The organism is Herbaspirillum sp. SJZ099 (assembly GCF_007828355.1).
Lineage (GTDB): Bacteria > Pseudomonadota > Gammaproteobacteria > Burkholderiales > Burkholderiaceae_D > Herbaspirillum.
The window spans coordinates 1-24,223 of the sequence record NZ_VIUO01000013.1 but is presented as its reverse complement, the minus strand read 5'-3'; the positions used below and the strand labels follow the sequence as shown (position 1 = coordinate 24,223).

Genomic DNA, 24,223 nt, shown 5'->3' with positions numbered 1-24,223 from the left:
CTTAACCCACCCATATTGGAGTCCAGATGTCGGCAACAGTCGGCGGTACCACCGCACTCGGCGATAACGCAGCAAGGCAACTAGCCAACGCCACCAAAACCGCGCCCCAACTCGAAACCATCAGCCCGCGCTGGTTGACGCATCTGTTGCAATGGGTTCCGGTGGAGGCCGGCATCTATCGCCTGAACAAGGTCAGGAATCCGGAATCGATCAAGGTCACCTGCACCGCGCGCGAAGAGGAAAACCAGTTGCCGCGCACCTTCGTCGACTACGAGGAGCAACCGCGCGAGTATTTCCTGAATGCGGTGTCCACCATCCTCGACGTGCATACCCGCGTCTCGGACCTGTACAGCAGCCCACACGACCAGATCAAGGAACAGTTGCGCCTGACCATCGAGACCATCAAGGAAAACCAGGAAAGCGAACTGATCAACAACCCCGACTACGGCCTGCTGGCCCAGGTGACGGAGGAGCAGCGCATCTTCCCGCTGACCGGCGCGCCGACCCCGGACGACCTCGATGAGCTGCTGACCAAGGTCTGGAAAGAGCCGGCCTTCTTCCTGGCGCATCCGCTGGCGATCGCCGCCTTCGGCCGTGAAGCCACCCGCCGCGGCACCCCGCCGCCGACCATCAGCCTGTTCGGTTCGCAGTTCATCACCTGGCGCGGCGTCCCGCTGATCCCGTCGGACAAGGTGCCGGTGGCCGACGGCAAGAGCAAGATCCTGCTCTTGCGCGTGGGCGACAAGCGCCAGGGCGTGGTCGGCCTGTTCCAGCCGGGCCTGCCGGGCGAACAGAGCCCGGGCCTGTCGGTACGCTTCATGGGCATCAACAACCATGCGATCTCGTCGTACCTGATCTCGCTGTATTGCTCGCTGGCGGTGCTGACCAGCGATGCGCTGGCGGTGCTGGACGACGTCGAGATCAACAAGTACCACGACTATCCCGACACCTACAAATAAGAGGACGCAATCGTGAGCATCCCCTCTTCCGCTCCCGCCGGACCGGGCCTGCCGCCGGCCGCGGCAGTGCCGGATGCGTCGGCAGCGCCGTTCGACCCGGCGCTGCTGGCGCGCCTGGCCACGGAACTGTTCGCCGCGCCTCCGCTTTCAGCGCCATTTGCGCCGCATGGCGTGCAGGCGCCGGCCAACATCGCGCCGCCGGCCTCGCCGCTGTCCGGCCCGGCCGGCTTCGGCCAGGGCGTTCCCGGCACCGCCATTCCCCAGGGACTGGCGCCGGGCGTCAACCTAATCCCGTCGTCGCCGCACCAGGTGCTGTCGCTGGGCAACCGCGCGCCATCGCTGGCGCCGGCCGCGCAAGCCGGCAACGGCGTCCCCGACAAGGCACTGTCGGCCTTGCCGGCTTATGAGCCGCGCCTGGGCGGCGCCGTCACCGGCGTGCCGCAGACGGCCTCGCCGGCGGCGGCCTTGCCTGCGGCCGATACCGGCTATTACTTCCTCGACGGCGGCCACGGCCATCCCTCGGCGGGCACGCCGCCCCAGCCGCCGCAGGCATCGGCCACGCCGCAGTATTACTTCCTGCATGCTGTGGAACTGCCCGGCGGCTTCGTCACGCCGCCCAAGCAGGACCCGCACAACCGCGCGCCGCTGGCCGGCAGCGGCCGGCATCCTGCGTTCGACGTGCATGCGGTGCGGCGCGACTTTCCGATCCTGCAAGAGCGCGTCAACGGCCGCAAGCTGATCTGGTTCGACAACGCCGCCACCACGCACAAGCCGCAGTCGGTGATCGACCGCATCAGCGAGTTCTACCGCCGCGAAAACTCCAACATCCACCGCGCCGCGCATGAACTGGCCGCGCGCGCCACCGATGCCTACGAAGGCGCGCGCGAACGGGTGCGCGGCTTCATCAACGCGCCGGACGTGAACGAAGTCATCTTCGTGCGCGGCACCACCGAGGCCATCAACCTGGTGGCCAAGAGCTGGGGCGCCAAACACGTCGGCGCCGGCGACGAGATCATCGTCTCGCACCTGGAACACCACGCCAACATCGTCCCCTGGCAGCAACTGGCGGCCGAGAAAGGCGCCAGGCTGCGGGTGATCCCGGTGGACGATTCGGGGCAGGTCTTGCTGGACGAATATGCCAAGCTGCTCAACGACCGCACCAAAATCGTGGCCGTCACGCAGGTCTCGAACGCGCTGGGCACGGTCACGCCGGTCAAGGAAATCGTCGAACTGGCGCATCGCGCCGGCGCCAAAGCGTTGGTCGACGGCGCGCAATCGGTGTCGCACATACGCACCGACGTGCAGGCGCTGGGAGCGGACTTCTTCGTGTTCTCCGGCCACAAGGTGTTCGGGCCGACCGGCATCGGCGTGCTCTGGGGCAAGCGCGCAGTGCTGGAAGACATGCCGCCCTGGCAAGGCGGCGGCAACATGATCGCCGACGTCACCTTCGAGAAGACCGTGTTCCAGCCGCTGCCCAATACCTTTGAAGCCGGTACCGGCAACATCGCCGACGCCGTCGGCCTGGGGGCGGCGATCGACTATGTCAACCGCATCGGCATCGAGAACATCGCCGGCTATGAGCATGCGCTGCTGGAGTACGGCATGCAAAAGCTGGGCGAGATCAAGGGCCTGCGGCTGATCGGCACGGCCGCGCACAAGGCCAGCGTGATGTCCTTCGTGCTGGACGGCTATTCGACCGAGGAAGTGGGCAAGGCGCTCAACCAGGAAGGCATCGCGGTGCGCACCGGCCACCACTGCGCCCAACCGATCCTGCGCCGCTTCGGCGTGGAGACCACCGTGCGTCCGTCGCTGGCGTTCTATAACACCTTCGACGAAATCGACTGCCTGCTGGCCGTCGTCGGACGCCTGGCCGCCCAACGCGGCAAGCACTGAAGGCGCAGGAGTACGGCAGATGGCCCGGGTGCAACAAGGGCCATCTGCCGCCCCTGATGCTCAGGGCCAGCAGCCCATCGCGCTCCTGGTCGCCGATACTTCCCCACCTCCCCGACGCCCTCCCGGCGCAACGGCCCGTTCCGTCTCCTGAACCGATATCCCGCTAACGGCGCCTTCTCCCGCCTCCGGACTGCGACAGCTATTGCATTGCTGGAAAGAAATACGCACAATCAGCACCAAATGTGTGCGCCGCTGCGGCTTGCCATCCATGGCGCCGGCATTCACCTTCCACACACTCGCCTGACAGCCGGTTTCAACAGTTTTTTCACGACGTCAAAAAGGGGAAGAAAATGCGCATAACAAACTTGAAAATTGGTACACGCCTGGGCATCGGCTTTGGATTTCTGGTGGTGTTGTTGATGGCAATGGCAACACTGGGCACCTCACGGCTGTTTCTGCTCAATTCGCAGATGGACGATGTCATCAACGACAAATATCCTAAAACCGTACTGGCCAACGAGATCATCGACAAGGTCAACCTGATCGCGCGCGCTTCGCGCAACATATTGCTGATGACCGATACCGGACAGACCGGCAAGGAAATACAGGTGATCCATGAGGCCAGCCAGAAGACCCAGGCTGCAATCGAGAAACTCGACGGCATGATCAAGGGAGACAAGGGGCGCGCCCTGATGAAGGACATCCTGGAAGCGCGTACGCAATACAATGCCAAGCGCGACGAGGTGTTGCGGCTGGTCCAGGAAGGCGCCAGGAACGAGGCCACCATTCTCTTGCTGGAAACCGTCCGCCCCTTGCAATTGGGCTACATGAGCACGGTTGAAAAATTGATCGCGCACCAGAACCAGCTGATGCACGAGTCCGGTGAAGATGCCAAGACCGAGTACCGGGAAGCGCGCAACCTGATGATCGCCCTGGGCACGATGGCCATCGCGTTCGCCGTGCTGACGGCCTGGCTGGTCACGCGCAGCATCACCTGGCCGCTCAACCGCGCCGTCAAGGTGGCGCAAACCGTCGCCGCCGGGGACCTGACATCGCAAATCGACGCCACCGGCAAGGATGAAACCGGGCAGTTGCTGCGCGCGTTGCGGACCATGAATGACAATCTCCTTAATATCGTCACGCAGGTACGCCTGGGCACCGACACCATTTCCACCGCCTCGACCCAGATCGCCGCCGGCAACCTGGACCTCTCCAGCCGTACCGAGGAACAGGCCAGCTCGCTCGAAGAAACGGCCTCCTCCATGGAACAGCTGACTAGCGCGGTCAAGCAGAATGCCGAGCATGCGCGCGAAGCGAACCAACTTGCCATCTCGGCTTCGGCCGTGGCAGTCGAAGGCGGCAACGTCGTCGGCCAGGTGGTCGACACGATGACGGCCATCAATGAATCGTCGCGCAAGATTGTCGATATCATCGGCGTGATCGACGGCATTGCCTTCCAGACCAATATCCTGGCCTTGAATGCCGCCGTGGAAGCGGCGCGCGCGGGCGAGCAGGGCCGCGGCTTCGCGGTCGTGGCCAGCGAAGTGCGCACGCTGGCGCAGCGCAGCGCCGCCGCGGCCAAGGAGATCAAGTCGCTCATCGACGACTCGGTCGACAAGGTCGACTCCGGCAGCAAACTGGTCGGACAGGCAGGCCAGACCATGAACGAAGTGGTGGCCAGCGTCAAACGCGTGACCGACATCGTCGGTGAAATCACCGACGCCAGCCGCGAACAAGGCGAAGGGATCGAACAGGTCAACCAGGCGGTTTCGCAAATGGACCAGGTCACGCAGCAGAATGCGGCACTGGTCGAAGAAGCAGCGGCCGCCGCACAGTCCTTGCAGCATCAGGCGTCCAACCTGTCCCAGATCGTTGGCGTGTTCAAGATCGACGGCAACCGCCTGGCGCACGATACCGCTGCCGCGCCCGAACAATACGCCCGCAATATCACACCCAAGCTGCCCACCCTGACGCGTGACGACGGGAAAAAACGCCTGGCGCCAGCCGCTACGGCGGCCAAGGACGACTGGGAACAATTCTAACGATCGCCCCCGGACACACCCGCTGATGCGGGTGTGTTCATCACGGGCTTACCTTCGTCCATGAGGGCGCGGCTCACGGCAACCATTGATCTCATGCTCAGGAACAGCGGTCTGCCATTTCGATGTCTCTTATCGGCCAAGAGCAAACCTTCCATGCCTCGCCATTCTTGTTCAACGGCTGCGGGCGCCCGGTGCAAATCCGGCACGTGAAGCCAGCCAAGCCACCGTCGCAGCGGTCGCCAGCATCACGACGACCGCAACAGGCAACATCCCGGCGCCCCCGCTCTGCAACAACACGCCCCCCACCCCGCTGCTGGCGGCAAACGCCAGATTGAACACCGTGACGAGTATCGACTGCGCACTGTCTGCATGCTCTCCGGCATGATCGGCAAGTGCTGTTTGCAGCAGCGTGGGAGCCCCTCCGAAACTTAAGCCCCAGGTGGCAATGGCAACATAGATGAGCACGGAGTTGGCGGGTTCGAGGCTAAGCACTGCCGCTGTCGCTGTAAAGACCGCCAGACATCCGAGCACGAGGTAACGCAGCCAACGGTCGATCATCATGCCGACCAGCCAATTTCCGGCCACCGCACTTAGCCCGAACAGCAGCAATGCCGGCTCCAGCAAGCGTGCGAAACCTAGCCATGCAAGCAGCGAAGCTATGTAGGTATATAGCAGGTAGTGAGCGAATATCCAGAGCGCCAACACCAGCAGGATCGGACGAATACCGGGCTGCATGACTAGCTGCGCCAATCGCATGCGCCGATGCTCCGGCTCGCCGTCGAATTGCGGAACGGCGGCATATACCCATGCAATCAGGCTGACGCCCATCGCGGCCAGGAGGAAGAACACGCTGCGCCAGCCCGCCAATGCGCCCAGCCAACTGCCCAGCGGCATCCCCAGGGCCAGCGCCAGTGGAATACCGGCCATCGCCAGCGCCATGGCACCACCTTGTCGCTCGGACGTCACCAGGCGGCGCGCATACCCGGCCAGGAGACTCCAGGTCACGCCAGTTGCCAGGCCGATCACCAATCGGGAGAGCAAAGCTAGCGGGTAACAATCCGTCGCAGCAGTCACCACATTACCCACCACGAAAACCAGCAGCGCTGCCACCAGCAACCGGCGTCTCTGCCATCCTGCCGTCAGGGACGTCAGTGGGATGGCAGCCAGTCCGGCGCCGAAGGCACAGCAAGTGACTAACTGGCCGGCGCCCGCCTGCGAGATGCCAAAATCTGCGGCAATCCTTGGCAGCAATCCAGCCGGCATGCTCTCATTTGCGGTGGCAATGAAACTGGCCATCGTCAACGCCAGGAGACTGGGCAAGGGGAATCCCCTGCTTCCTGGCTCGCCGGCGCTCATATGAGTTAAGTTCGATTGTTTCGTCACCGTAGGCCCTTTCATCATCTTCCAAGTCAGGGATACAGTGTGATTTAATAATTTAGAATTGATAATTAGCTCAATATTTGAATTACTTTCAAAACCAAATGAATAATGGCCACTGATCGACTTGGCGACATACGCCTTTTTGCCGATACCGCCGTACTGGGAAGTTTGTCCGCCGCCGGCCGCAAGCTTGGCCTCTCGCCAGCGGCAGCCAGCGCCAGGCTCCTCAAGCTGGAGACGGCACTGCATGCGAAGCTCTTTCATCGGTCTACACGCAAGCTTCGCCTGACCGAGGAGGGGCGGGTTTATCTCCGCTATTGCAAGATCGCGCTGGAGGCCATCGACGATGCCGAGGCAGAACTCCTGGCAAACACGCGCGAAATCAGCGGCAAGATTCGTATTTCTGCCTCCGCTGATTTTGGGCGTCGCACCCTCAAGCCATGGCTGGACGAATTCTGCCGCCAGCATCCCCATCTGAAAATCGCACTCAGCCTGTCGGATGGATTGGCGGATTTGCTGCGAGACGACATCGACCTGGCCATTCGTTTTGGCATGCCCGCCGAAGGCACATTGGCCACGCGTCGTCTGGCGCCGAACTGGCGAGTGCTTTGCGCCACCCCAGCGTATTTGGCACGACATGGAACGCCGCAGACCGTGGAAGATCTCGCGCACCACGATTTTGTTTTACTGTCGACTAGCGCCGGACCGTTGAGCGAACTACGCTTCCAGAAAAATGGGCATCAGCAGTGTTTCGACATTCCTTTAGCGCGCGCTTGGGAAACCAATGATGGCGCCCTGGCTCGGGAATGGATGCTGGACGGTAAAGGGCTGGCCAGGAAAACCATCTGGGATGCCATCGACGACATCCGCTGTGGAAAAATCACATCCGTGCTTGACCAACATGGCATCGAAGAAGCAGGCGTCCATGCGGTTTTTCACGCCGGCACGTTGATGCCTGCACGCGTACGTGCGCTGCTCGACTTCCTGGTGATCCGGTTCGATCAGGCAACCTCGGAACTGTTGAGCGTGGTGCATGCTCCCGGAAAAGCGGGTGTCGCCACCAAGGCAACCACGCCAAAAAGGCTTGCATCGAAAAAGTAAGAGGCAGTGCAATGCTGAGGAAAAGGAAAAACAGGAAAAACGACATCCATGGAACGTCCAGAGCGATCTGCCAATCAGCCGGTGGTTAACTGTCTTGCGATCGACTCATGTCATTGAATCGAGGCCATCTTCGAACTTCTGGCACACCAGAGTGTTGAACCATCGGGAATGAAGAATTTACGAACCTAGTCGCTATCTTCCGGCGCGATCCCCGCGCTCGCCAAGGCATCCAAACTTGGCACGAAATAGATCGCGGAAGAAAGAGGCGTGGAAAAATCCAGCAACCGATCAGTCTGTTCAATCCCGTCGGGGCCGACCCCATACATCTGCTCAAGCATTCCCAGCGTCACGGAAATATCGCTGCAAAAGCCTACGAACATGATGCCCGACTCCCGCGCATTGCCATAATTGGCATTGCGCCGGACGATATCCATTTCCTCGCCATTCCTCCGGAACTGGTTTCTGCCGACATGGGAATTGCCAGGCAACGGATCCAGTTCGTGGCTTCCGGCCTTGGTTCGCCCCCAGACGCCTTCGGCCTCGCGCACGGGAAGGGCCTTCAGTTTGTCCACGTCCATGGACCATTTCTGCACCAGTACCGTCGAGCCGCCCGCGCCCTTCTCGCCGTCGGCAATGATCGCAACGCTATTGGCGCGGAACGGATTGGGATTGGCCACGCCATCGGCGAACCCATCGAAGGTCACGTTGTTATGGTAGGGAAAGCAGACCTGTTCGCTCACCAGGGTGGCAAAAGGACGCAGCAGCGCCACCGCCTTGCTCGTGCTGTCATAGAGCGTGGCCGCATTCGATTGCGTGATCCAGATCCAGAAATCCTGCTGGGTCGCGGGTGCAACCATGCCATTGATGCCGACCAGATCCTGGTCGAAGGAATGCAGGTTATCCGGAATATCCTCAGGAAACATCCCCCGCCACAGCTCCGGCCTGATGCCCAGGACAATATTCCCCGTCCCGCCGGCCAACTGGTGATGCCGATCCAGCGTCGGATCCGCGATGCCTGTTATCTCCGCTTCCCACAGTTTGCCCAGCACCTTGAACAGGTCGCGGACATCGGTATTCTGCTTTAACGCAAACTGCAAATGAATCTCATCACGGGCCACGACCGACAGCATTGTTTGTGGAATTGCCATTTTCCTGATCTCGCCTTATCGCCCACTTGGTTATCAACGCACTCCCCCCGCAAAAACCTCTTCGTGCAGGATGACAAGATAACTTATCTCGCTATGGCTGCCTATCTGCCTCCCCAATGCGCAAATATAAGCCTTACGGCGCCATCCGGATCAAATCGTTTTTCCGGCAGAAGAATAACGGCATGCCGGCCCACGAATATTGCCATGAAAAAATCTTATCGAGATTTTCTGTGAATATATCCCTGACGAAAAGAATGTATAACGTAACTATTAGTTAATAGCTCATCCGGTGAGAGCGCCAGTAACAGCGTATTTCGGTTTGGGGGATGTGAATCGACGTGGCCGTCTTAATCGTAGAGCACTCGAACGAGGGATCAGCGAGCATACGAAAAGCTCTTCATTCCATGGGACTTCCCATGAGATCTGTCTCCTCTGTTTTTCAATTGGATGTTGAGATTCAAAAAAAAAGCCCTCAATCATCGTCATTGAGGCTTCCCGAGCCATGGGCGATTTCCTGCCGCTGATTGCCAATTTGCGCCAGAAATTTCCCATGCTGGGGATCGTGGTGATCGCTGAGAATGTTGACGAAGCGGCGCATGCCAGGGCATTGCATGACGGCGCCGACTATTTTCTCTACAAGCCGCTCAAGGATTCGGTTTTTCTGGCGACGATCCGTTCGTTCCTGCGGCGACTGCATATCCTGCCCGACTCCGCCCTCGACACGGCCGAGTCGTGGCGCTTGCATCGGCGCAACGGCACCCTGATCAGCCCCGGAAATGAACGCATCAAACTGAGCGACAGGGAATGCGCCGTATTGACTACCTTGTTTCTGAGTCCGCATTTTCCGGTCAGCTCCGAGCGCCTGCTGCATGCGCTCAATATGGCCGCGGATATTTTTGATCCGCATCGAATCGACACCATCATCTATCGGATCAGGAAAAAACTAAACCAGCTCAATCATTCGACATTCGAAATCAGGAACATTTACGGCAAAGGCTTCATCTGCGTTGGAACGAAAGAAAGTGCGATCTTTTATGTCTGGGATGGATAACAATCTGATTGGATACGTGAGCAGTCTCGTGCTTGTGACCGTAGGCCTGGGCCTCGCCTGCGCCAGGCTGGCACGTATCGCAAGAGAACGGGATGACCTGGCCGCCAGGCTGGAGAAGTCGGCGGCGGCCAATGAAGAACTGAAAAAACTCGCGCTCTATGACTGGTTGACCGGGCTTCCCAATCGGCTGCTGCTGGAAGACCGCATCAACCAGGCAATCGCCAAGGCGCAAAGGGAACAGGGGCGCTTTGTCGTCCTCTTTCTCGACCTCGATTGCTTCAAGATGGTCAATGACAAGTTCGGCCACGCGACCGGCGATCTCCTGTTGAACCAGATCGCCTTGCGGCTTTCCGAGAATCTGCGCCATCACGACACCGTCGCGCGGATGGGCGGCGATGAATTTGTCGTCGTCGCCGAAGTCTCGACATCGCAGGATATTTCCGCGATCTGCGACAAGGTCGCCCAGTCTTTTTCCAACCCGTTCCTCATTGCCGAAAAAACGCTGGCCATCCATGCCAGCATCGGCCGCGCGCAATATCCGGAAGACGGTCAATCCATCGAAGACTTGCTGTCGAAAGCGGATGACGGCATGTACAACCTGAAAAATGGCAAACGTCTCGATGCGAACTACATCATGGGGTGACTCGCCGCCAATGGCTGTGAGCGGGAACCCGCCCGAAACCGGCAATGCCGTTCAGCGACTGCCTGAACGGCATTTTCATTTGCAGCGGGAAGATGTCGCCGGTCCAGGCCGGACAGCGGTAAAGTCGCCTACCACGCCCTTACGGGAAACAGGGGAATGACTTAATATAGGCCCGAACTTGCCCGCAATCATCTGCATTGCCCCAACACACCGTTTTTAGCATGGCGACCTATCCCGCGTTAGCTTCGATGCCCCTTAACGTGCCCGACAACCGGCCACGACGACAAAAGCGCGCGTTCTACCGTGGGTGACACATTGGACACCGCCGCCACCCTGCATCTGGACACCACATCGAATCCGCCGCATCTGCATGCGGGTGGCGACTGGACCCTGCCTCACTACGGCAAGCTGAAAAACCAAATTGCCGCAATACGCCTGCCGGCGGCGCCCTTGAACATCAGCGTTGCACAACTCACCGCGCTCGATACTTCCGGCGCCGTCCTGCTGGCCGAACTGCTGGGCGCCCCGCGCGCGCGTGAACTGGCGCAAGACGGGAGCGGCCTGCCCGCCGCATGGCGTTCCTTGCTGGCCACGGTCGCCCAAGCGCTGGAGCAAACGTCGGCCGCGCCGCCGCCGGCCAAACATGGCTGGATCTCCGACCTGCTGGCGCGCATCGGCGCTGCCATGGTCGGCCTGCGCGCCAACACGGTGGCCTTGCTGGGCTTTACCGGCCTCACGCTGCAAACCCTGGCCGGCAGCCTGTTGCGCCCTTCCCGCTGGCGGCTGACGGCAACCGTCGCCCAGATTGAACAGACCGGCCTGGACGCCGTACCGATCGTGGCCCTGCTCACCTTCATGGTGGGCGCGGTGATTGCCTTCCTTGGCGCCACGGTGCTGGCCAATTTCGGCGCCAGCATCTACACGGTCGACCTGGTGGCCTTCTCCTTCCTGCGCGAATTCGCCGTGCTGCTGACCGCCATTTTGATGGCCGGACGCACGGCCAGCGCCTTTACCGCGCAGATCGGCTCGATGAAGGCCAATGAAGAAATCGACGCGATCCGCGCCCTGGGCCTGGACCCGTTGCAGATGCTGGTGCTGCCCCGCGTGCTGGCCTTGCTGGTTGCCATGCCGGCATTGACCTTCGTCGCCATGATGTCGGGCATGCTCGGCGGCGCCATGGTGTGCGCGCTGACGCTCGACATCAGCCCGACCATGTTCATGACCTTGCTGCAGCAGGATGTCGGCATCCGGCATTTCTGGCTTGGCATGTGCAAGGCGCCGCTGTTCGCTTTCGTCATCGCGCTCATCGGTTGCCTGGAAGGCTTCAAGGTCAGCGGCAGCGCGCAATCGGTCGGCCAGCATACGACTTCAAGCGTGGTGCAGTCGATCTTCCTGGTCATCCTGCTCGACGCCGTGGCGGCATTGTTCTTTATGGAGATGGGATGGTGACCCCGGACAACGGCCGCTATCCCGCCGCATCCGGCAGCCGGACGGCGCCGGACGTGGTGATCGATGTGAACGGGCTGACCAACCGCTTCGGCCAGCAGACGGTACACGACAAGCTTGACCTGCAAGTAATGAAGGGAGAAATCCTGGGTGTCGTCGGCGGCTCCGGCACCGGCAAGTCGGTTCTCCTGCGCAGCATCGTCGGCCTGCAGAAGCCGGCCGCCGGCAACGTCCATGTCTTCGGCCAGAACCTGTCCGCGCTGGCGCCCGGGGAACGCTCCCGCTACGAACGCCGCTTCGGCGTCCTGTTTCAGCGCGGCGCCCTGTTTTCTTCACTCACGGTACTGGAAAACATCGCCTTGCCGCTTATCGAATACGGCGGCCTGGCGGCCCGGGAAGCGCAGCACCTGGCGGCGGTCAAACTGGCGCTGGCCGGGCTCCCTCCGGGCGCCGGCGACAAGTATCCGGCCTCGCTGTCGGGCGGCATGGTCAAGCGGGCCGCGCTGGCCCGCGCCCTCGCGCTCGATCCCGACATCCTGTTCCTCGACGAGCCCACCGCCGGCCTGGACCCGATCGGCGCCGCCGCCTTCGACAACCTGATCGTCACCCTGCGCGACGCGCTGGGGCTGACGGTCTTCCTGGTGACCCACGATCTGGATACACTGTACGCAATCTGCGACCGGGTAGCGGTGCTGTCGGCCAAACGGGTACTGGTCGTGGCCGATATCGACACGGTGGCGGCAACCCCGGATCCCTGGGTACACGATTATTTTCAAGGGCCGCGCGGCCGCGCAGCCAGTAAAGCCGCACTTGGCAACGCCGCACTTTCGCAGCAGGAACCACACTGACCATGGAAACACGCGCCCATCACGTCCTCATCGGACTCTTCACCATCCTGGTCGCCGCGGCGGCCTTGCTGTTCTGCCTGTGGCTCAACAAGTCCAGCGGCGACAAGAACATCAGCCATTACACGATCGTCTTCAACGAGGCCGTCAGCGGCCTGTCCAAAGGCAGCCCGGTGCAGTACAGCGGCATCAAGGTCGGCGACGTCTCCTCGCTGACCCTCGATCCGCAAGACCCGCGCAAAGTGCTGGCGCGCATCCGCATCGTCGGCAACGTCCCCATCAAGCAGGACACCGGCGCCAAGCTCGCCCTTGCCGGCATCACCGGAACATCCCTGATCCAGCTCACCAACGGCTCTCCGCAAAGCCCCAGACTGGAGGCCAAGGGCGACAGCGATCCGGTCATCATCGCCACGCCCTCGCCGCTGAGCGCGCTGCTGGCCAACGGCGAAGATGTCATGACCAACGTCAACGACGTGCTGCTCAACGCCAAGCAGTTCCTGGCCCCGGACAACGCCCGCCGTTTCGGCGAAACGCTGCAGCACCTGGAGAAAGTGACCGGCAGCCTGGCGGCCCAGAGCGATGGCCTGGGCCAACTGGTCCAGCAAATCGGCGACGCGTCGCAGCAAGCCAATGCCGCCATGCTGCAGGCCAACCGCCTGCTATCGCATCAAGGCACCGACGCCATGAACAACATGCAGCAAGCCATGGCATCGCTGGCGGCCAGCAGCAAACAGATCGAACAGTTGCTCAGCCAGAACCAGGGCGCACTCAACAGCGGCGCGCAAGGCCTTGCCGAGATCGGCCCGGCCGTCGCCGAACTGCGCAACACGCTGGCATCGGTCCGGGCCATCAGCCGCAAACTCGACAGCAATCCCGGCGGCTATCTGCTGGGGCAAGAAAAAATCCAGGAATTCCAGCCATGAGCCTCCTCTCCTTTCGTACCCTGTCGGCGGCATGGCTGCTCAGCCTGAGCGCCGCCTGCTCGATCCTGCCCAAGTCCGAACCGGTCGCCATCTACCGCTTGCCGGCGCTGGCCGCCGGCCAAGCCGTAGCCGCAGCCAGTACCCCGGCTGCGCCGGCCAGCCAGCGTTCGCTGAAGATCATCACGCCATACGGCGGCCGCGCCATCGACAGCGAACGCATACTGGTCCTGCCTGAGGGCAACCTGATCCAGTCTTATCAAGGCGCGCGCTGGAGCGACCCGGCGCCGGTCCTGTTGCGCAACCGGCTGTTGCAGGCGTTTTCCGCCGATGGCCGCATCCGCAACCTGTCGACCGACGACAACAACGTCGCGGCCGACCTGGAACTCGGCGGCGACCTGGTTGCCTTCCAGACGGAATACCGCAACGGGGCGCCGGTCGTCGTCATCCAGTTCAATGCGCGCATGGTCGATACCGCCAGCCGCCGGATCATTGCCGTGCGCAGTTTCAACGTCAGCCAGCCGGTTGCGGGAACCAAGGTGCCGGAAGTCGTCAATGCCTTCGGCGCCGCCAGCGGTGCGTTGGCAGCGGAAATTCTCGATTGGGTGACGGGTGCGCCGGGCATGCATGCCAAGTCCTGATGCGGGGACCCATGCCCAGTACGACAAAATTGATGCCCAGACGATTGAATGGAGCAGATCACCTATCGTCGCCCCTATGACATACGGCATACATATGCCACCATCGACCTAATGGCGGGGGCGAATCCCGCCTGCTTGGCCAAGCGACTCGGTCACTCGTTCAAGACGTTTTTCGACATCTACGCCGGTTGGATCAATGGCGCCGACAACGACCGCGAAATGCTCAAGATCGAGGCGTCGCTAAGACGAAATGCCCCGAAGTGCTCCTAGAAGCGATGAAACAGGGATAGAAAAAAGAAAAAGCCCCTGATTTCTCAATGAAATCAGGGGCTTATATTTCTGGCGGGAGAGGGGGACTATAATCTCTCTCTCAAATCCCTATAGAGCCTGAACTTTTGCAAATAAAGTTAATGACATGTGCATTACCATGTGCATAAAAATATCCCCTGACGACTTCTTGTTCTTAATGCGTGACTCGCGCCGTACTGAAGAATAAGCCCCTAAAAATACTTTTCGACACTGCATATTCACAACACTTTTGATCACCTATTCAATTTACTCGAAGGCACAACTAACAGTAAGCCTATGGTATCCAACATCCAATCTGGCATGTTGGATTACGCAATCAATAATTCCATTTTTCATGCCTAACAGGCAATTGACTTAGCTCCCGACGCCGCTCTTCCCACTCAGGAAGAAACGTTTGCATAAGCGCCTTAAAACGTTCGCCATGATTCGGCTCTAACAGATGCATCAGTTCATGCACTACGATATATTCCAGACATCCGGGCGGTTTCTTGGCTAACTCGGTGTTGAGCCGTATTGATTTACGAGCCGGGGAACAGCTCCCCCATTTTGTCTTCATGTGTTGAACATGGACACGAGGAGCTTCCAGCCCAAGAGTGCGACTCCATTCGGCCACCATTGTTGCAGCACGCAGTTTTACCTCCTCCCGATACCAGCGAGCTAGTAAAGCATCCTTGGCTGCAGCGTCCGAATTTTTCCGCACGGCAAGTACTAATGTTCGGTGACGAAGTTCGACAAAAGGGGCTGCATCTGCAGCGATCAGCTTCAGCAAATAACGCCGTCCCCAAACGTAATGACTTTCGCGCTCCAGATACTCACGCGGTGCTTCGCGCTCCTGAGCAGCCATGTTCTCGCGTTGTGCTTTGATCCATGTGAGCTTGGACAACGCAAAAACACGGACCGTGTCGAGCGCCATGTGTCGCGGCGCCGAAATGCGCACCCGCCCCTTAGGCGGCAGCACAGTGAGGTGTACGTTGCGAATATCCTTGAACACGACATCAGCTTCAATCGTCCCTAAGGTAATACGGGACGACATTAGTATTCACCCTGAGCTTTGATGACCAGAAAAATACCTTCGACTTGCTCAGGATCTAGCAGCAATGCAAACAGCGCGGCTTTGATCGTGTTCTCTTTAGCAGGATTTCCCCTCCATCCATCAGGCCGCACCGTCTTCACAGTCTGGTCGATGCGCAATGCCAACGCCAACGCGGGATTGGAAGTCGCGGCTCCGTAGAGTGGTGCCGCCTCAGCCAATTGATGCATGGGTTTCGCCGCCAGCCAAGGTTGTAGGTTGTTGTATAACGCTCGCCGCCCTGGAGTCGTCAGTTCTATGGGCGCGTCCTCCTCCCTACCAGTCTCCACTTGCTGCACTAACCGTGCGATGCGCTGAAGGTACTGCTCATATTCCTCAGCACGCTCCTTACGCTGTTTGATGATGCTGCCAAGTAAAGCCGACATGCGCTCATAGAACGCTGGATCGTTCAGATGCTCTTTGACAATCTTGCTACGAACGTTATTTTCAATCGTCTCGGCAATCGCTTCGCGGCTGCCATCCAGCTCACCCAGTTTGGCGGCAATGGCATTGGCGATCCCGGTTTTGACGATCAGGTCCAACAGGCCCACGCCTTCGAATGGTGAAATCTGCCGAGGCTCCTCAGCCTCGATGTATGTGTCAATCAGGTGCCGCATGTCAGCCTCGTAAGGCTTCAGATCCAGCGTCTCCCCACTGGCCTTGCGCACGATCTCGCGCAGCTTCACGTAGTGGTCCAGTACTCCGCGTAGTCGAACACCATCGGCATCGGAATAGCCGGCGGCCTCTAATTCATCGGACACGTTCGCCCAAGCACGCAATAGCGCCACCACGCCCTTGTAGAGCATCACTCGCTGTGGCTCGTGTGCGGACAGATCGGCGGCAATCTCGGTATTGCCGCAAAAATAGCGGATGTGCTCCAGTTCCCCCCGCGGCGCTACTACTGGCTCGCACAACAGGGCCAAGGCTTCCACCGCGTCGTCCAGCCGCTTGCGACCGGCATCCAGTCGAGACTTCATCATCACCTCGGGATCGGCACCGCCAGAACTGTCGTCCAGTTCCGAGGTGTAGACGGCAATGGCCTTCTCCACCTTCTTGAATAAGTCCTTGTAGTCCACGATGTAGCCGAATTCCTTGTCTTCACCATCCAAACGGTTGGTGCGGCAGATGGCCTGAAACAGACCATGGTCCTGCATAGACTTGTCGATGTAGAGATAGCTGCACGGCGGCGCGTCGAAGCCGGTAAGTAGCTTGTCCACCACCACGAGCAGCTTCATGTTCGCCGGCTCTCTGGAGAACAGGGTCTTGGCCCATTCCTCGTAGGTCTCGGTAGCGCTCAGACCGGGCTTGGCATCAACGCCCTTCAGCAGTTCAGTATAGGTGTTGAAGATGAACTGCTTGTCGCTTTCGGTATTGGCGCCCACCTCTTCGGTGGTCACATCCTTAGCAAGCGGGTTGTACGAGGTGACAATGGCGCATTTTCCCTTGAATCCCGTACCGGCCGCATTGAACAACGTGAAATACTTACAAGCTTCGTAGATACTGGAAGCCACTAGGATGGCGTTGCCACGCCCGCTCGACAGCCGGGGCTTTCCGAACTTGGTAACGCTGAAGTCGAACTTGATGTCATCTACTACGCGCTGCATGCGCGAGCGCGAACTCAGCACCTGCTGCATCGTTCCCCACTTGGCTTTGAGCTCGTTCTTCTGCCAAGGATTCAAGTCGTCGGTTGCGGCTTCAAACCAGGCGTCGATCTTCGCGGGTGCCCCCAGCCGCTGATCTATGTCACGCGCTTCGTACACCAGATCAAGCACCACTTCGTCTTCCACCGCCTCACTAAATTTGTAAGTGTGAATGTAGCCGCCAAACACTTCGAGGCTGGACTGCTTGTCGGCCTTGAGTAGCGGCGTGCCAGTGAAACCGATGAACACCGCATCCGGCATCAGTGCCTTCATCACCCGGTGCAGCCGACCGCTCTGAGTGCGATGGCACTCGTCCACGAACACGAATAGCTCGCCGACCGCCGCTGCGGGCTGCGCCTCCAGCTCTCGGATGAAGGCCTCGAACTCACGCTTGTCACGCCCGCGTGCCTCCATACCGAACTTATGTACCAGCGAACACAGCAGGCGCGGCGCGGGTTGCGCCAGCTGCGTCATCAGGTCGCGTCCGCTACGACTGCGGTGCAGCTTCTCGCCCGCATCGGTGAACACTCGTTGGATCTGCTTGTCCAGTTCGTCCCGGTCGGTGACGATCACCACTCGCGCCTGCGGCCGGTGTTCCAGAATCCAGCGCGCCAGAAGCACCATCACGATGCTCTTACCACTGCCCTGCGTGTGCCAGAGGATACCGCCCTTGCGCTCCTGCACATGTGCCTGCGCCGCCTTGATTCCGAAGTACTGGTGAACGCGTGGCAGCTTCTTTCGACCAGCATCGAAAAGCACGAAGTCATACATCAGCTCAAGCAACCGCGCCTTGTCGCACAGTTTCAACAGGTACTTGTCCAGCTTGAAGCGGCTGTCATCGGCTTCGTCTTCCTTCCACTTCAGGAACATCTTCTCCGGCGTGTCTACTGTGCCGTAACGCAAGCCTTCGGAATCGTTGCCCGCAAAAACGAACTGGACCGTGCTGAAGAACGCCTCATGGAACATTGGTTGCTGGTTCGACAGGCACTGGCGGATGCCGTCACCCACCGACACGCGGCTGTTCTTCAGCTCGACCACACCGATTGCGATACCGTTGACGTACAGAACCATATCGGGCCGGCGCGTGCGGTCGCCCTTGAGCGTCACTTCCTCGGCGATGGCAAAGTCGTTCGTTTCCGGGTGTTCCCAGTCAATCAGTTGCACCGTCTCGGTCCGCGTACCGGCGGCGGTCTTCACCGCCACACCGTAGCGCAGCAAGCCGTACACGGCCTGATTGTTCGCGTAGAGCGTGCGATGGTGGTTACCAGCCTCGGTGTGCAGACGCAGCAGCGCGGCGCTGATCTGCGCCGGCGTCGCGCCGCGTTTCTGCAGCCAAGGCGAAAGCAAGCTTTCCTCGATGTTGGTATTACCTTCGCGGTCCGACCAGTCGCCAAGGTAGCGCCAACCCAGCTCATCGCGAAACAACGTCACCACACGGTTCTGCGTAGCACGTTCCGCTTGTCCGATCGATGTCATAGCTGCACTCCTGTTTTGGTAACTTGGTGACGGTCTGGGTCAGCCGTTGAACAATGCTTGGCACTTGGTGATAGCGCCGGCGATGTTGTCGTCCGAGAACAGTGCACGCGACAGCTTGGGTACCCACGCCGAGTGCGAAACGATGACACGCTTAATACCGGCCACATCGATCAACTCGCCTGAAGTAGCCAAGTCCACCATCGCCATATCTACCGTCGCAAGCAGTTCCAGGTCGTCGGTCTTGCGATAGCGGAACTGCTCCAGCCACTCCAGCGCGGCTGTGCCGTACCACTGCTCGAAGTAGCGCTGTGCCTGCTCGATCTTGTCACCTGCGACAAAGCCTTCGTACTTGTCGTTGCGCAGCACCTGCACGTAACCGCTTTTCAGTGCAATCGCTTCCGGCCCCTTGTATTTTGTATTCGGGTCGTAGGGGCCGGCGGCTTTCTTCAAGTAGCCGTCTGCACGACCTTCGGAGTGACGATGCAGCAGGTACATTAGCTTCACCCGGCGTTTACGTGGCAGCGGGAACTTCTCGTTGCCAAAACGCTGAGCCAGCACGCCAATGACCACGGCTTCATTAATCTGCCAGTTGTGGGCCGACTGAAGTGATGGCGAATCGGCTACGGCGGACTTGATTGGTAGCGGGATGACGTTAGAGACAGGCTGAACTAGGCGAATTCGACCGGTCAGCAGTGCTTGCATCATGGCTTGCTTGATATCACGAGCTTTGGTCAGCTTGTCTTCCAGTGTAGAGATGCTCTCATCCATCTCAGATAATGCGCGCGAGATCGCCGCTTGTTCGCTTTTTTCTACGGGTACCACGACCTCATATGCAGACAACTGCGTCTTTCCGATCTCCAAGAACGTACTTCCGCTGCAAAGGCCTATAAATCCGGGGCGCTGAATTTGAAGCAGGTAATATAAGTATTCGACATCAACGTTGTCGAACGGAACAAAGTTTTTAAATCCCTGGTTCGTCGTGACAGCAACCGTATTGATGGCGCATTCGCCAATCGTTGCGCGTGACGTCATGACAATCGACCTGGGAGGAATCAATTCAGCAGCGCTCGCGCGCGCACCGAGCGACGTGAGCTTCCTCTCGGTATCGCTTAAATACTTGTGTCCGTTTAACGCGGTGATATCCGTTGGTGTACACCATAAAATATCTCCGTTCCAGAACTGATTCTGCGTCGTGCTTGGAGTGCCACCACTACGAATAGCTGCCAGCTGATCGAGCCTTTTAGACGCCCAATCTTTGTTAAAGCCCGGCATGCGCTTCTTGCCAGTGAGCAGTTCCTGCATGGCACCTTGCTTGATCTGTCTTTTTTTGGCCAGCAGTAACGACACAGATTCAATCAATGCATCCGCATCGGCAAGCGCTTCGGCGATGGCTTGTTGTTCAACGAGAGTGGGTGGCGTAAGAAACCGAAGCTGATTGATTTTTTGAAGCGTCAATCTTGTTATCGCATTGCCAGCCATCGCTTCTTCGATTTGACGTTGGCCTCGTGTCGATAGAATTTGCTGGAGAAAGTAGGCTGCAGAATGCTGTTGCGAAAAGCGTAAAAATGCAACGCTTGAGAGCAAGCTGAATTCTTCATCCAAACTATTCAGGGCAGCGTTTCCGGTATTGGCACCGTCTTTCGTTAGAAGCAGATCACCTTTTTTGACATCACATCGCCGATATATGGCTGAGTGTTGAACTGCATCGATTGTCTCTGCCGTCGACAGATCAAGATGGCCGCGTTTAATGTTCTTGGAAGTAACGTAGAGATACGGACCACCATTGATACGTGGCGAAAAATGTGTCCCATCCTGAATTTTTGCACACACCTCGGCTGCGAACACAACTTTCCAATCGGAAGGAATCCCGGCACCAATTGGTACTGAAGGTTGTTGCTTGGTGGCCGCAATGTTATACACTGCGGCTGACTCTCTCACCTTCATTCGAACCCCATCTTCTCTAGATGCCGATTCACCCGTGCCTCGATTTCCGCCATGTGCTTGTTTAGTTGTGGCAAAGGTTTCTCGTACCGCTCCGCCAGCTCCTTGACTCGCGCCGCGAGCTGCTGGCTCAGTCGATCCATCTCTCTATGCACTGCCGCATCGAGTGTCGCGAACCACTTGTCATCTACTACCAGCCTCTGCACGTCTGCCTCGGTGAGCCTGGGGTACCAGGCATAGGCTGCCGCATCCAGTGCGGCATCGGCGTCCTTAACACTCTTCTTCAGCGCCGACTCTTCAGCGGCCAGCTTCAACCAATCCAACAGCGTGCGTAATTCGTCGCTGATAGTATCATCGGGCTCGTTAGCAGCCGTTACTCCACGTTTTCCGCGCTTAGCTGCCTTGATCTCGACCTTCAGTTCGTCTTCGATTTCACGCAGGCGATCCTTCACCGCCACGGCGTTGATTTTGTCGAAGCTGCCAAAGGCAGCATCCTCGCCGCTGTGTTCTTCTTCGAGTTCGGCGAGCTTGGCACTTACGCCATCCAGTTTAGCTTGAAGTGCATCGAGCGCAGCCTGCTCCTTGGCGAAATAACGTGCAACGACCAGCACCTTGGGCACCAAGTCGCAGGCCCAGCCCTTGTCTTTCTGTAGGCCCTTCTTGTCGATCTCGATGACACGGTAGGTTTCAGCTTTCCAGCCGTCGGCGGCAATCAGGTAACAATCGTCTTGCATCATCTGCGCCCAATAGTCCATCAGGTGCTGGTAGACGGCATAGGCATCGATCAGCGGCTGGCCCTGGTAGTGCGCGAGCAAGCTTTCGGAGAGCTCAGTGATCACTTGTTTTGGCTTGCAGCTGGGGCGCAGTGTCTTAAGCATTTTTGCCTGTTTTTTTCGCCACGAGGCGAAATGCGCGTTCATCTTCGTAATGAAGTCAACGAATTCGGGATGATTATGGATGGTGGACTTGATGGCGGTCTTGTCCACCGCCAGATCTAAATAGCTTGCGCGGTTAGGCTTGAACAGGGCATGCTTTAGCTGCGGACAAACGGCCCAGTAGCGGCTGACAAGGCTGTCAGGCGCAGTCACGTCGACCTCGGGAATGCCGCCGCGCAAGTGGCCTTCGATGTCCTGTAGGTCTTCGGGCACCTGGCTATCCATATAGCGTGACAGATTGAGGTTGTGGTCGTTCTTCTCGACCTCTTCCTGACTGACCTGACGTGCATAACGCGGTATGGCCTGGCGACGCTGGAAGGCATCGACAATCCGGTGTAGGTCGCGTTCGCGCAGGCGGTTCTTGGGGCCGTCCTTCATGAAGCCTTGGCTGGCGTCTATCATGAAGATGCCTGTGCCTGCGGCTACGCGCTTAGCCGCTTGCGACTTGTCGATGACGATTATACATGCGGGAATGCCGGTGCCATAGAACAGGTTGGCCGGCAGGCCGATGACGGCTTCGATGTAGCCTTTACTGATCAACGCGCGACGGATATCGGCCTCGGCATTGCCACGAAATAGCACGCCATGCGGCAGGATGCAGGCGCCGCGGCCGGTACTCTTGAGCGAACGCACAATATGCAGTAGGTAGGCGAAATCCCCCTGCTTAGTCGGCGGCACGCCGAAGCCGTCGAAGCGTTGCCATATGTCGTGCAGCGGGTCGATGCCAGTGCTCCAGCGCTTATCGGAGAACGGCGGATTGGCCACCACATAGTCGAAGACCTTGAGGCTCTGCTCGCCCGCGTTGCCTTCGCGAAATTTGGGGTCGGCCAGCGTATTGCCCTGCTCGATCTCTGCCGTAGGGTTGTCGTGCAGGATCATATTCATGCGCGCCAAACCGCTGGTGGCGGAGTCTTTCTCTTGGCCGTAGAGCGCTAGCTTGCTGTGCGCTGCATCAGCTACCTTCAGTAGCAGCGAACCCGAGCCGCAGGTTGGGTCGTACACAGTCGTTTCATGGCTTGTTTTGGCAGAGCCGATTGCCAATACATGAGCAACTACACGGCTGACTTCGGCCGGTGTGTAAAATTGTCCCTTGCTCTTGCCACTCTCGGTTGCGAAGTGTTGCATCAGGTATTCGTAGGCGTCGCCAAGGATGTCATCGCCATCGGCTCGATTCTTGGAGAAATCAAGTGCTTTGCTCTCGAAGATGGCCACCAGATCGGTGAGCCGGTCCACCAATTCTTTTCCGGTGCCTAGCTTTGTGGCGTCATTGAAGTCAGGAAAATCGGAGAGAGAAAGTTGCGCATTGGCTGCGACCAAAGGTGCAATGATCTTTTTGTTGATCTTGTCGCCGATATCCTTGTTGCCTTTGAGTGCCACCATGTCGGCGAAGCTCGCGCCGGGTGGGATAGTAAGTGGCTGATACGGCTTGCCGGCGTACTTGTCGCTGACATATTTGATAAATAGCAGTACCAATACGTAATCCTTGTACTGGCTAGCGTCCATGCCGCCTCGTAGAGCGTCACAACTCTGCCACAGCGATGAATAGAGTTCAGATTTCTTAAGAGCCATTATTTTTCCGCAAAATACATTAGCGTCTTTCGACGCTCTTTCGTCGCTAACTTATCGAGGTGACGTACCCTGCATGCTCTGTACAGTTTTATTTGGATTCGTCGAGAGGCATATCAAAACGCTAGAAAATCTCTCGTCGTACCTTCTACAAAATAGAGGTACATGCTGAAGCTACGTTACAAAGAACTACTTTCTTAGGAATCTGACCGCGTCGAAACCATCAGCAAGACTGCCAGCTTGCCCTCCTAGCATCCCAAACACAATTCGAAAGTTTCCCAAAAAACAATTATTTTCTGTAAAGGCGAAATTATGGCATGTCTATTAACGGGAGCGTGGGAATACTAGGCCATCTATTTGTCTCAACTTTATCTGTGACGATAATCTTCATTTCGCTTAATGCTAAATTTCATTTCCCCGAGATCCCACTCATTCAATTTCTGACAAAGATCGCCCCTTTTGCTAGAAAGCAGTGGCATCAAGAAATTGGCTTATTGAAAAATGACGCGAATGGTGGCGCGCCAATCGTTGAGTCGCATGTTTCATGCCTAGGAATTTGACTTCATTTCTATACATTCCAAAGAATTTCAACCACATATTCTCTTAGTGAGATGGACAATTATTCATCTCTGAAAGCTTAATCGCACCTAGTTAGGAGATATATGCATACCCCTTCAAATCCTTTCTCAGGCCTGTTTTCGACAGCCTGCTTCAATTTCAATACTTGGGAGCCATCATGACAATCGTCTCTTGCCCCCTCTGTGAGTCCACACATATCACCACGAAAGACTACGGTAAAAAAACCGGTGGCACAGTCGGCACGCTAGCTGGTGCTGCCGCTGGTTTTTCCGGCGCATTCAGCGGAGCTGAAGCAGGCATCACGTTTGGTGCAATAGCCGGCCCCGCCGGAGTCGCTCTCGGCGGCTTGGTAGGAGCAATTATCGGCAGCATCATCGGAGGTACCGCGGGTGGCGTAGCCGGGATCGCCTTAGGTGACATGGTCGATACCAACGTCCTGCAAAACTATCAATGCCGCGAATGCGATCACGCTTTTAGCTCCATAACGCAATAATCCTCCCCCCACCGTTTCGTCATTCAATTTAACTCGACTAGCCATCTCGATCACTGACCGGCCTGAAACAACTGGTCCAGACTTAAAGTTAGTCTAAGCGGCAAGCCGCAGTGGTGCTGGGGTTGTTGCCGGCAGCGTAGCCTGCG

Annotated in this window: 18 protein-coding genes; 12 read left to right on the top strand and 6 right to left on the bottom strand. The window is 58.4% G+C overall.

What is annotated here, in order from left to right; all coding sequences use genetic code 11:
- Positions 1-26: 26 nt before the first annotated feature.
- From FB597_RS19145 to FB597_RS19135, 3 genes are all read left to right on the top strand, one after another.
- Positions 27-959, top strand: coding sequence for a family 2A encapsulin nanocompartment shell protein (locus FB597_RS19145; protein WP_141912700.1), 933 nt, complete (start codon positions 27-29; stop codon positions 957-959).
- Between the two features lie 18 nt (positions 960-977).
- A complete protein-coding gene (locus FB597_RS19140) occupies positions 978-2,852 on the top strand; it encodes a family 2A encapsulin nanocompartment cargo protein cysteine desulfurase (RefSeq protein WP_370454734.1) in 1,875 nt (624 codons plus the stop codon).
- Between the two features lie 350 nt (positions 2,853-3,202).
- Positions 3,203-4,894 (top strand): methyl-accepting chemotaxis protein, encoded by a 1,692-nt coding sequence (locus FB597_RS19135; RefSeq protein ID WP_144770409.1) that lies wholly within the window; start codon positions 3,203-3,205, stop codon positions 4,892-4,894.
- Between the two features lie 171 nt (positions 4,895-5,065).
- Here the strand turns inward: FB597_RS19135 and FB597_RS19130 are convergent, their stop codons facing one another.
- Entirely contained in the window at positions 5,066-6,190 is a 1,125-nt protein-coding gene (locus tag FB597_RS19130) for an MFS transporter (protein ID WP_255517218.1), read from the bottom strand.
- A 192-nt stretch (positions 6,191-6,382) separates the two neighbouring features.
- Here FB597_RS19130 and FB597_RS19125 point away from each other — a divergent pair, with 192 nt between their 5' ends.
- Positions 6,383-7,375, top strand: a complete 993-nt coding sequence (locus FB597_RS19125) for a LysR family transcriptional regulator (protein ID WP_144770408.1) — start codon at positions 6,383-6,385, stop codon at positions 7,373-7,375.
- A 185-nt stretch (positions 7,376-7,560) separates the two neighbouring features.
- Here FB597_RS19125 and FB597_RS19120 read toward each other — a convergent pair whose 3' ends face one another.
- The gene (locus tag FB597_RS19120; RefSeq protein WP_144770407.1) at positions 7,561-8,523 is read right to left on the bottom strand and encodes a Dyp-type peroxidase; all 963 of its coding nucleotides are present in this window, start codon (positions 8,521-8,523) and stop codon (positions 7,561-7,563) included.
- Positions 8,524-9,025: 502 nt separating this feature from the next.
- On the opposite strand from FB597_RS19120, the gene FB597_RS19115 reads away from it, so the two are divergent.
- From FB597_RS19115 to FB597_RS19085, 7 genes are all read left to right on the top strand, one after another.
- A complete protein-coding gene (locus FB597_RS19115; protein ID WP_255463910.1) occupies positions 9,026-9,574 on the top strand; it encodes a response regulator transcription factor in 549 nt (182 codons plus the stop codon).
- A complete protein-coding gene (locus tag FB597_RS19110; protein ID WP_186442822.1) occupies positions 9,567-10,217 on the top strand; it encodes a GGDEF domain-containing protein in 651 nt (216 codons plus the stop codon). Before FB597_RS19115 ends, FB597_RS19110 begins: the two co-directional genes overlap by 8 nt.
- Before the next feature lie 315 nt (positions 10,218-10,532).
- Entirely contained in the window at positions 10,533-11,666 is a 1,134-nt protein-coding gene (locus FB597_RS19105) for an ABC transporter permease (RefSeq protein WP_144770422.1), read from the top strand.
- Positions 11,660-12,511, top strand: a complete 852-nt coding sequence (locus tag FB597_RS19100) for an ABC transporter ATP-binding protein (RefSeq protein ID WP_144770405.1) — start codon at positions 11,660-11,662, stop codon at positions 12,509-12,511. The genes FB597_RS19105 and FB597_RS19100 overlap by 7 nt, the downstream gene beginning before the upstream one ends.
- Before the next feature lie 2 nt (positions 12,512-12,513).
- Complete coding sequence (locus FB597_RS19095) at positions 12,514-13,431, top strand: MlaD family protein (RefSeq protein ID WP_141912682.1); 918 nt, start codon at positions 12,514-12,516, stop codon at positions 13,429-13,431.
- Positions 13,428-14,069, top strand: coding sequence for an ABC-type transport auxiliary lipoprotein family protein (locus tag FB597_RS19090; protein ID WP_144770404.1), 642 nt, complete (start codon positions 13,428-13,430; stop codon positions 14,067-14,069). The genes FB597_RS19095 and FB597_RS19090 overlap by 4 nt, the downstream gene beginning before the upstream one ends.
- Before the next feature lie 48 nt (positions 14,070-14,117).
- The gene (locus FB597_RS19085) at positions 14,118-14,339 is read left to right on the top strand and encodes a hypothetical protein (RefSeq protein WP_144770403.1); all 222 of its coding nucleotides are present in this window, start codon (positions 14,118-14,120) and stop codon (positions 14,337-14,339) included.
- A gap of 355 nt (positions 14,340-14,694) precedes the next feature.
- Here FB597_RS19085 and FB597_RS19080 read toward each other — a convergent pair whose 3' ends face one another.
- The 4 genes from FB597_RS19080 to FB597_RS19065 are packed head-to-tail and all read right to left on the bottom strand — an operon-like array spanning position 14,695 to position 23,008.
- Entirely contained in the window at positions 14,695-15,411 is a 717-nt protein-coding gene (locus FB597_RS19080; protein WP_144770402.1) for a M48 family metallopeptidase, read from the bottom strand.
- Positions 15,411-18,563 (bottom strand): type I restriction endonuclease subunit R, encoded by a 3,153-nt coding sequence (locus FB597_RS19075; protein ID WP_144770401.1) that lies wholly within the window; start codon positions 18,561-18,563, stop codon positions 15,411-15,413. The genes FB597_RS19080 and FB597_RS19075 overlap by 1 nt, the downstream gene beginning before the upstream one ends.
- A gap of 39 nt (positions 18,564-18,602) precedes the next feature.
- On the bottom strand, positions 18,603-20,507 hold the full coding sequence (locus FB597_RS19070; RefSeq protein WP_144770400.1) for a restriction endonuclease subunit S: 1,905 nt from the start codon (positions 20,505-20,507) through the stop codon (positions 18,603-18,605).
- A complete protein-coding gene (locus FB597_RS19065) occupies positions 20,504-23,008 on the bottom strand; it encodes a type I restriction-modification system subunit M (RefSeq protein ID WP_144770399.1) in 2,505 nt (834 codons plus the stop codon). The genes FB597_RS19070 and FB597_RS19065 overlap by 4 nt, the downstream gene beginning before the upstream one ends.
- Positions 23,009-23,741: 733 nt before the next feature.
- Here FB597_RS19065 and FB597_RS19060 point away from each other — a divergent pair.
- Positions 23,742-24,077, top strand: a complete 336-nt coding sequence (locus FB597_RS19060) for a hypothetical protein (RefSeq protein ID WP_144770398.1) — start codon at positions 23,742-23,744, stop codon at positions 24,075-24,077.
- Positions 24,078-24,223 lie beyond the last annotated feature (146 nt).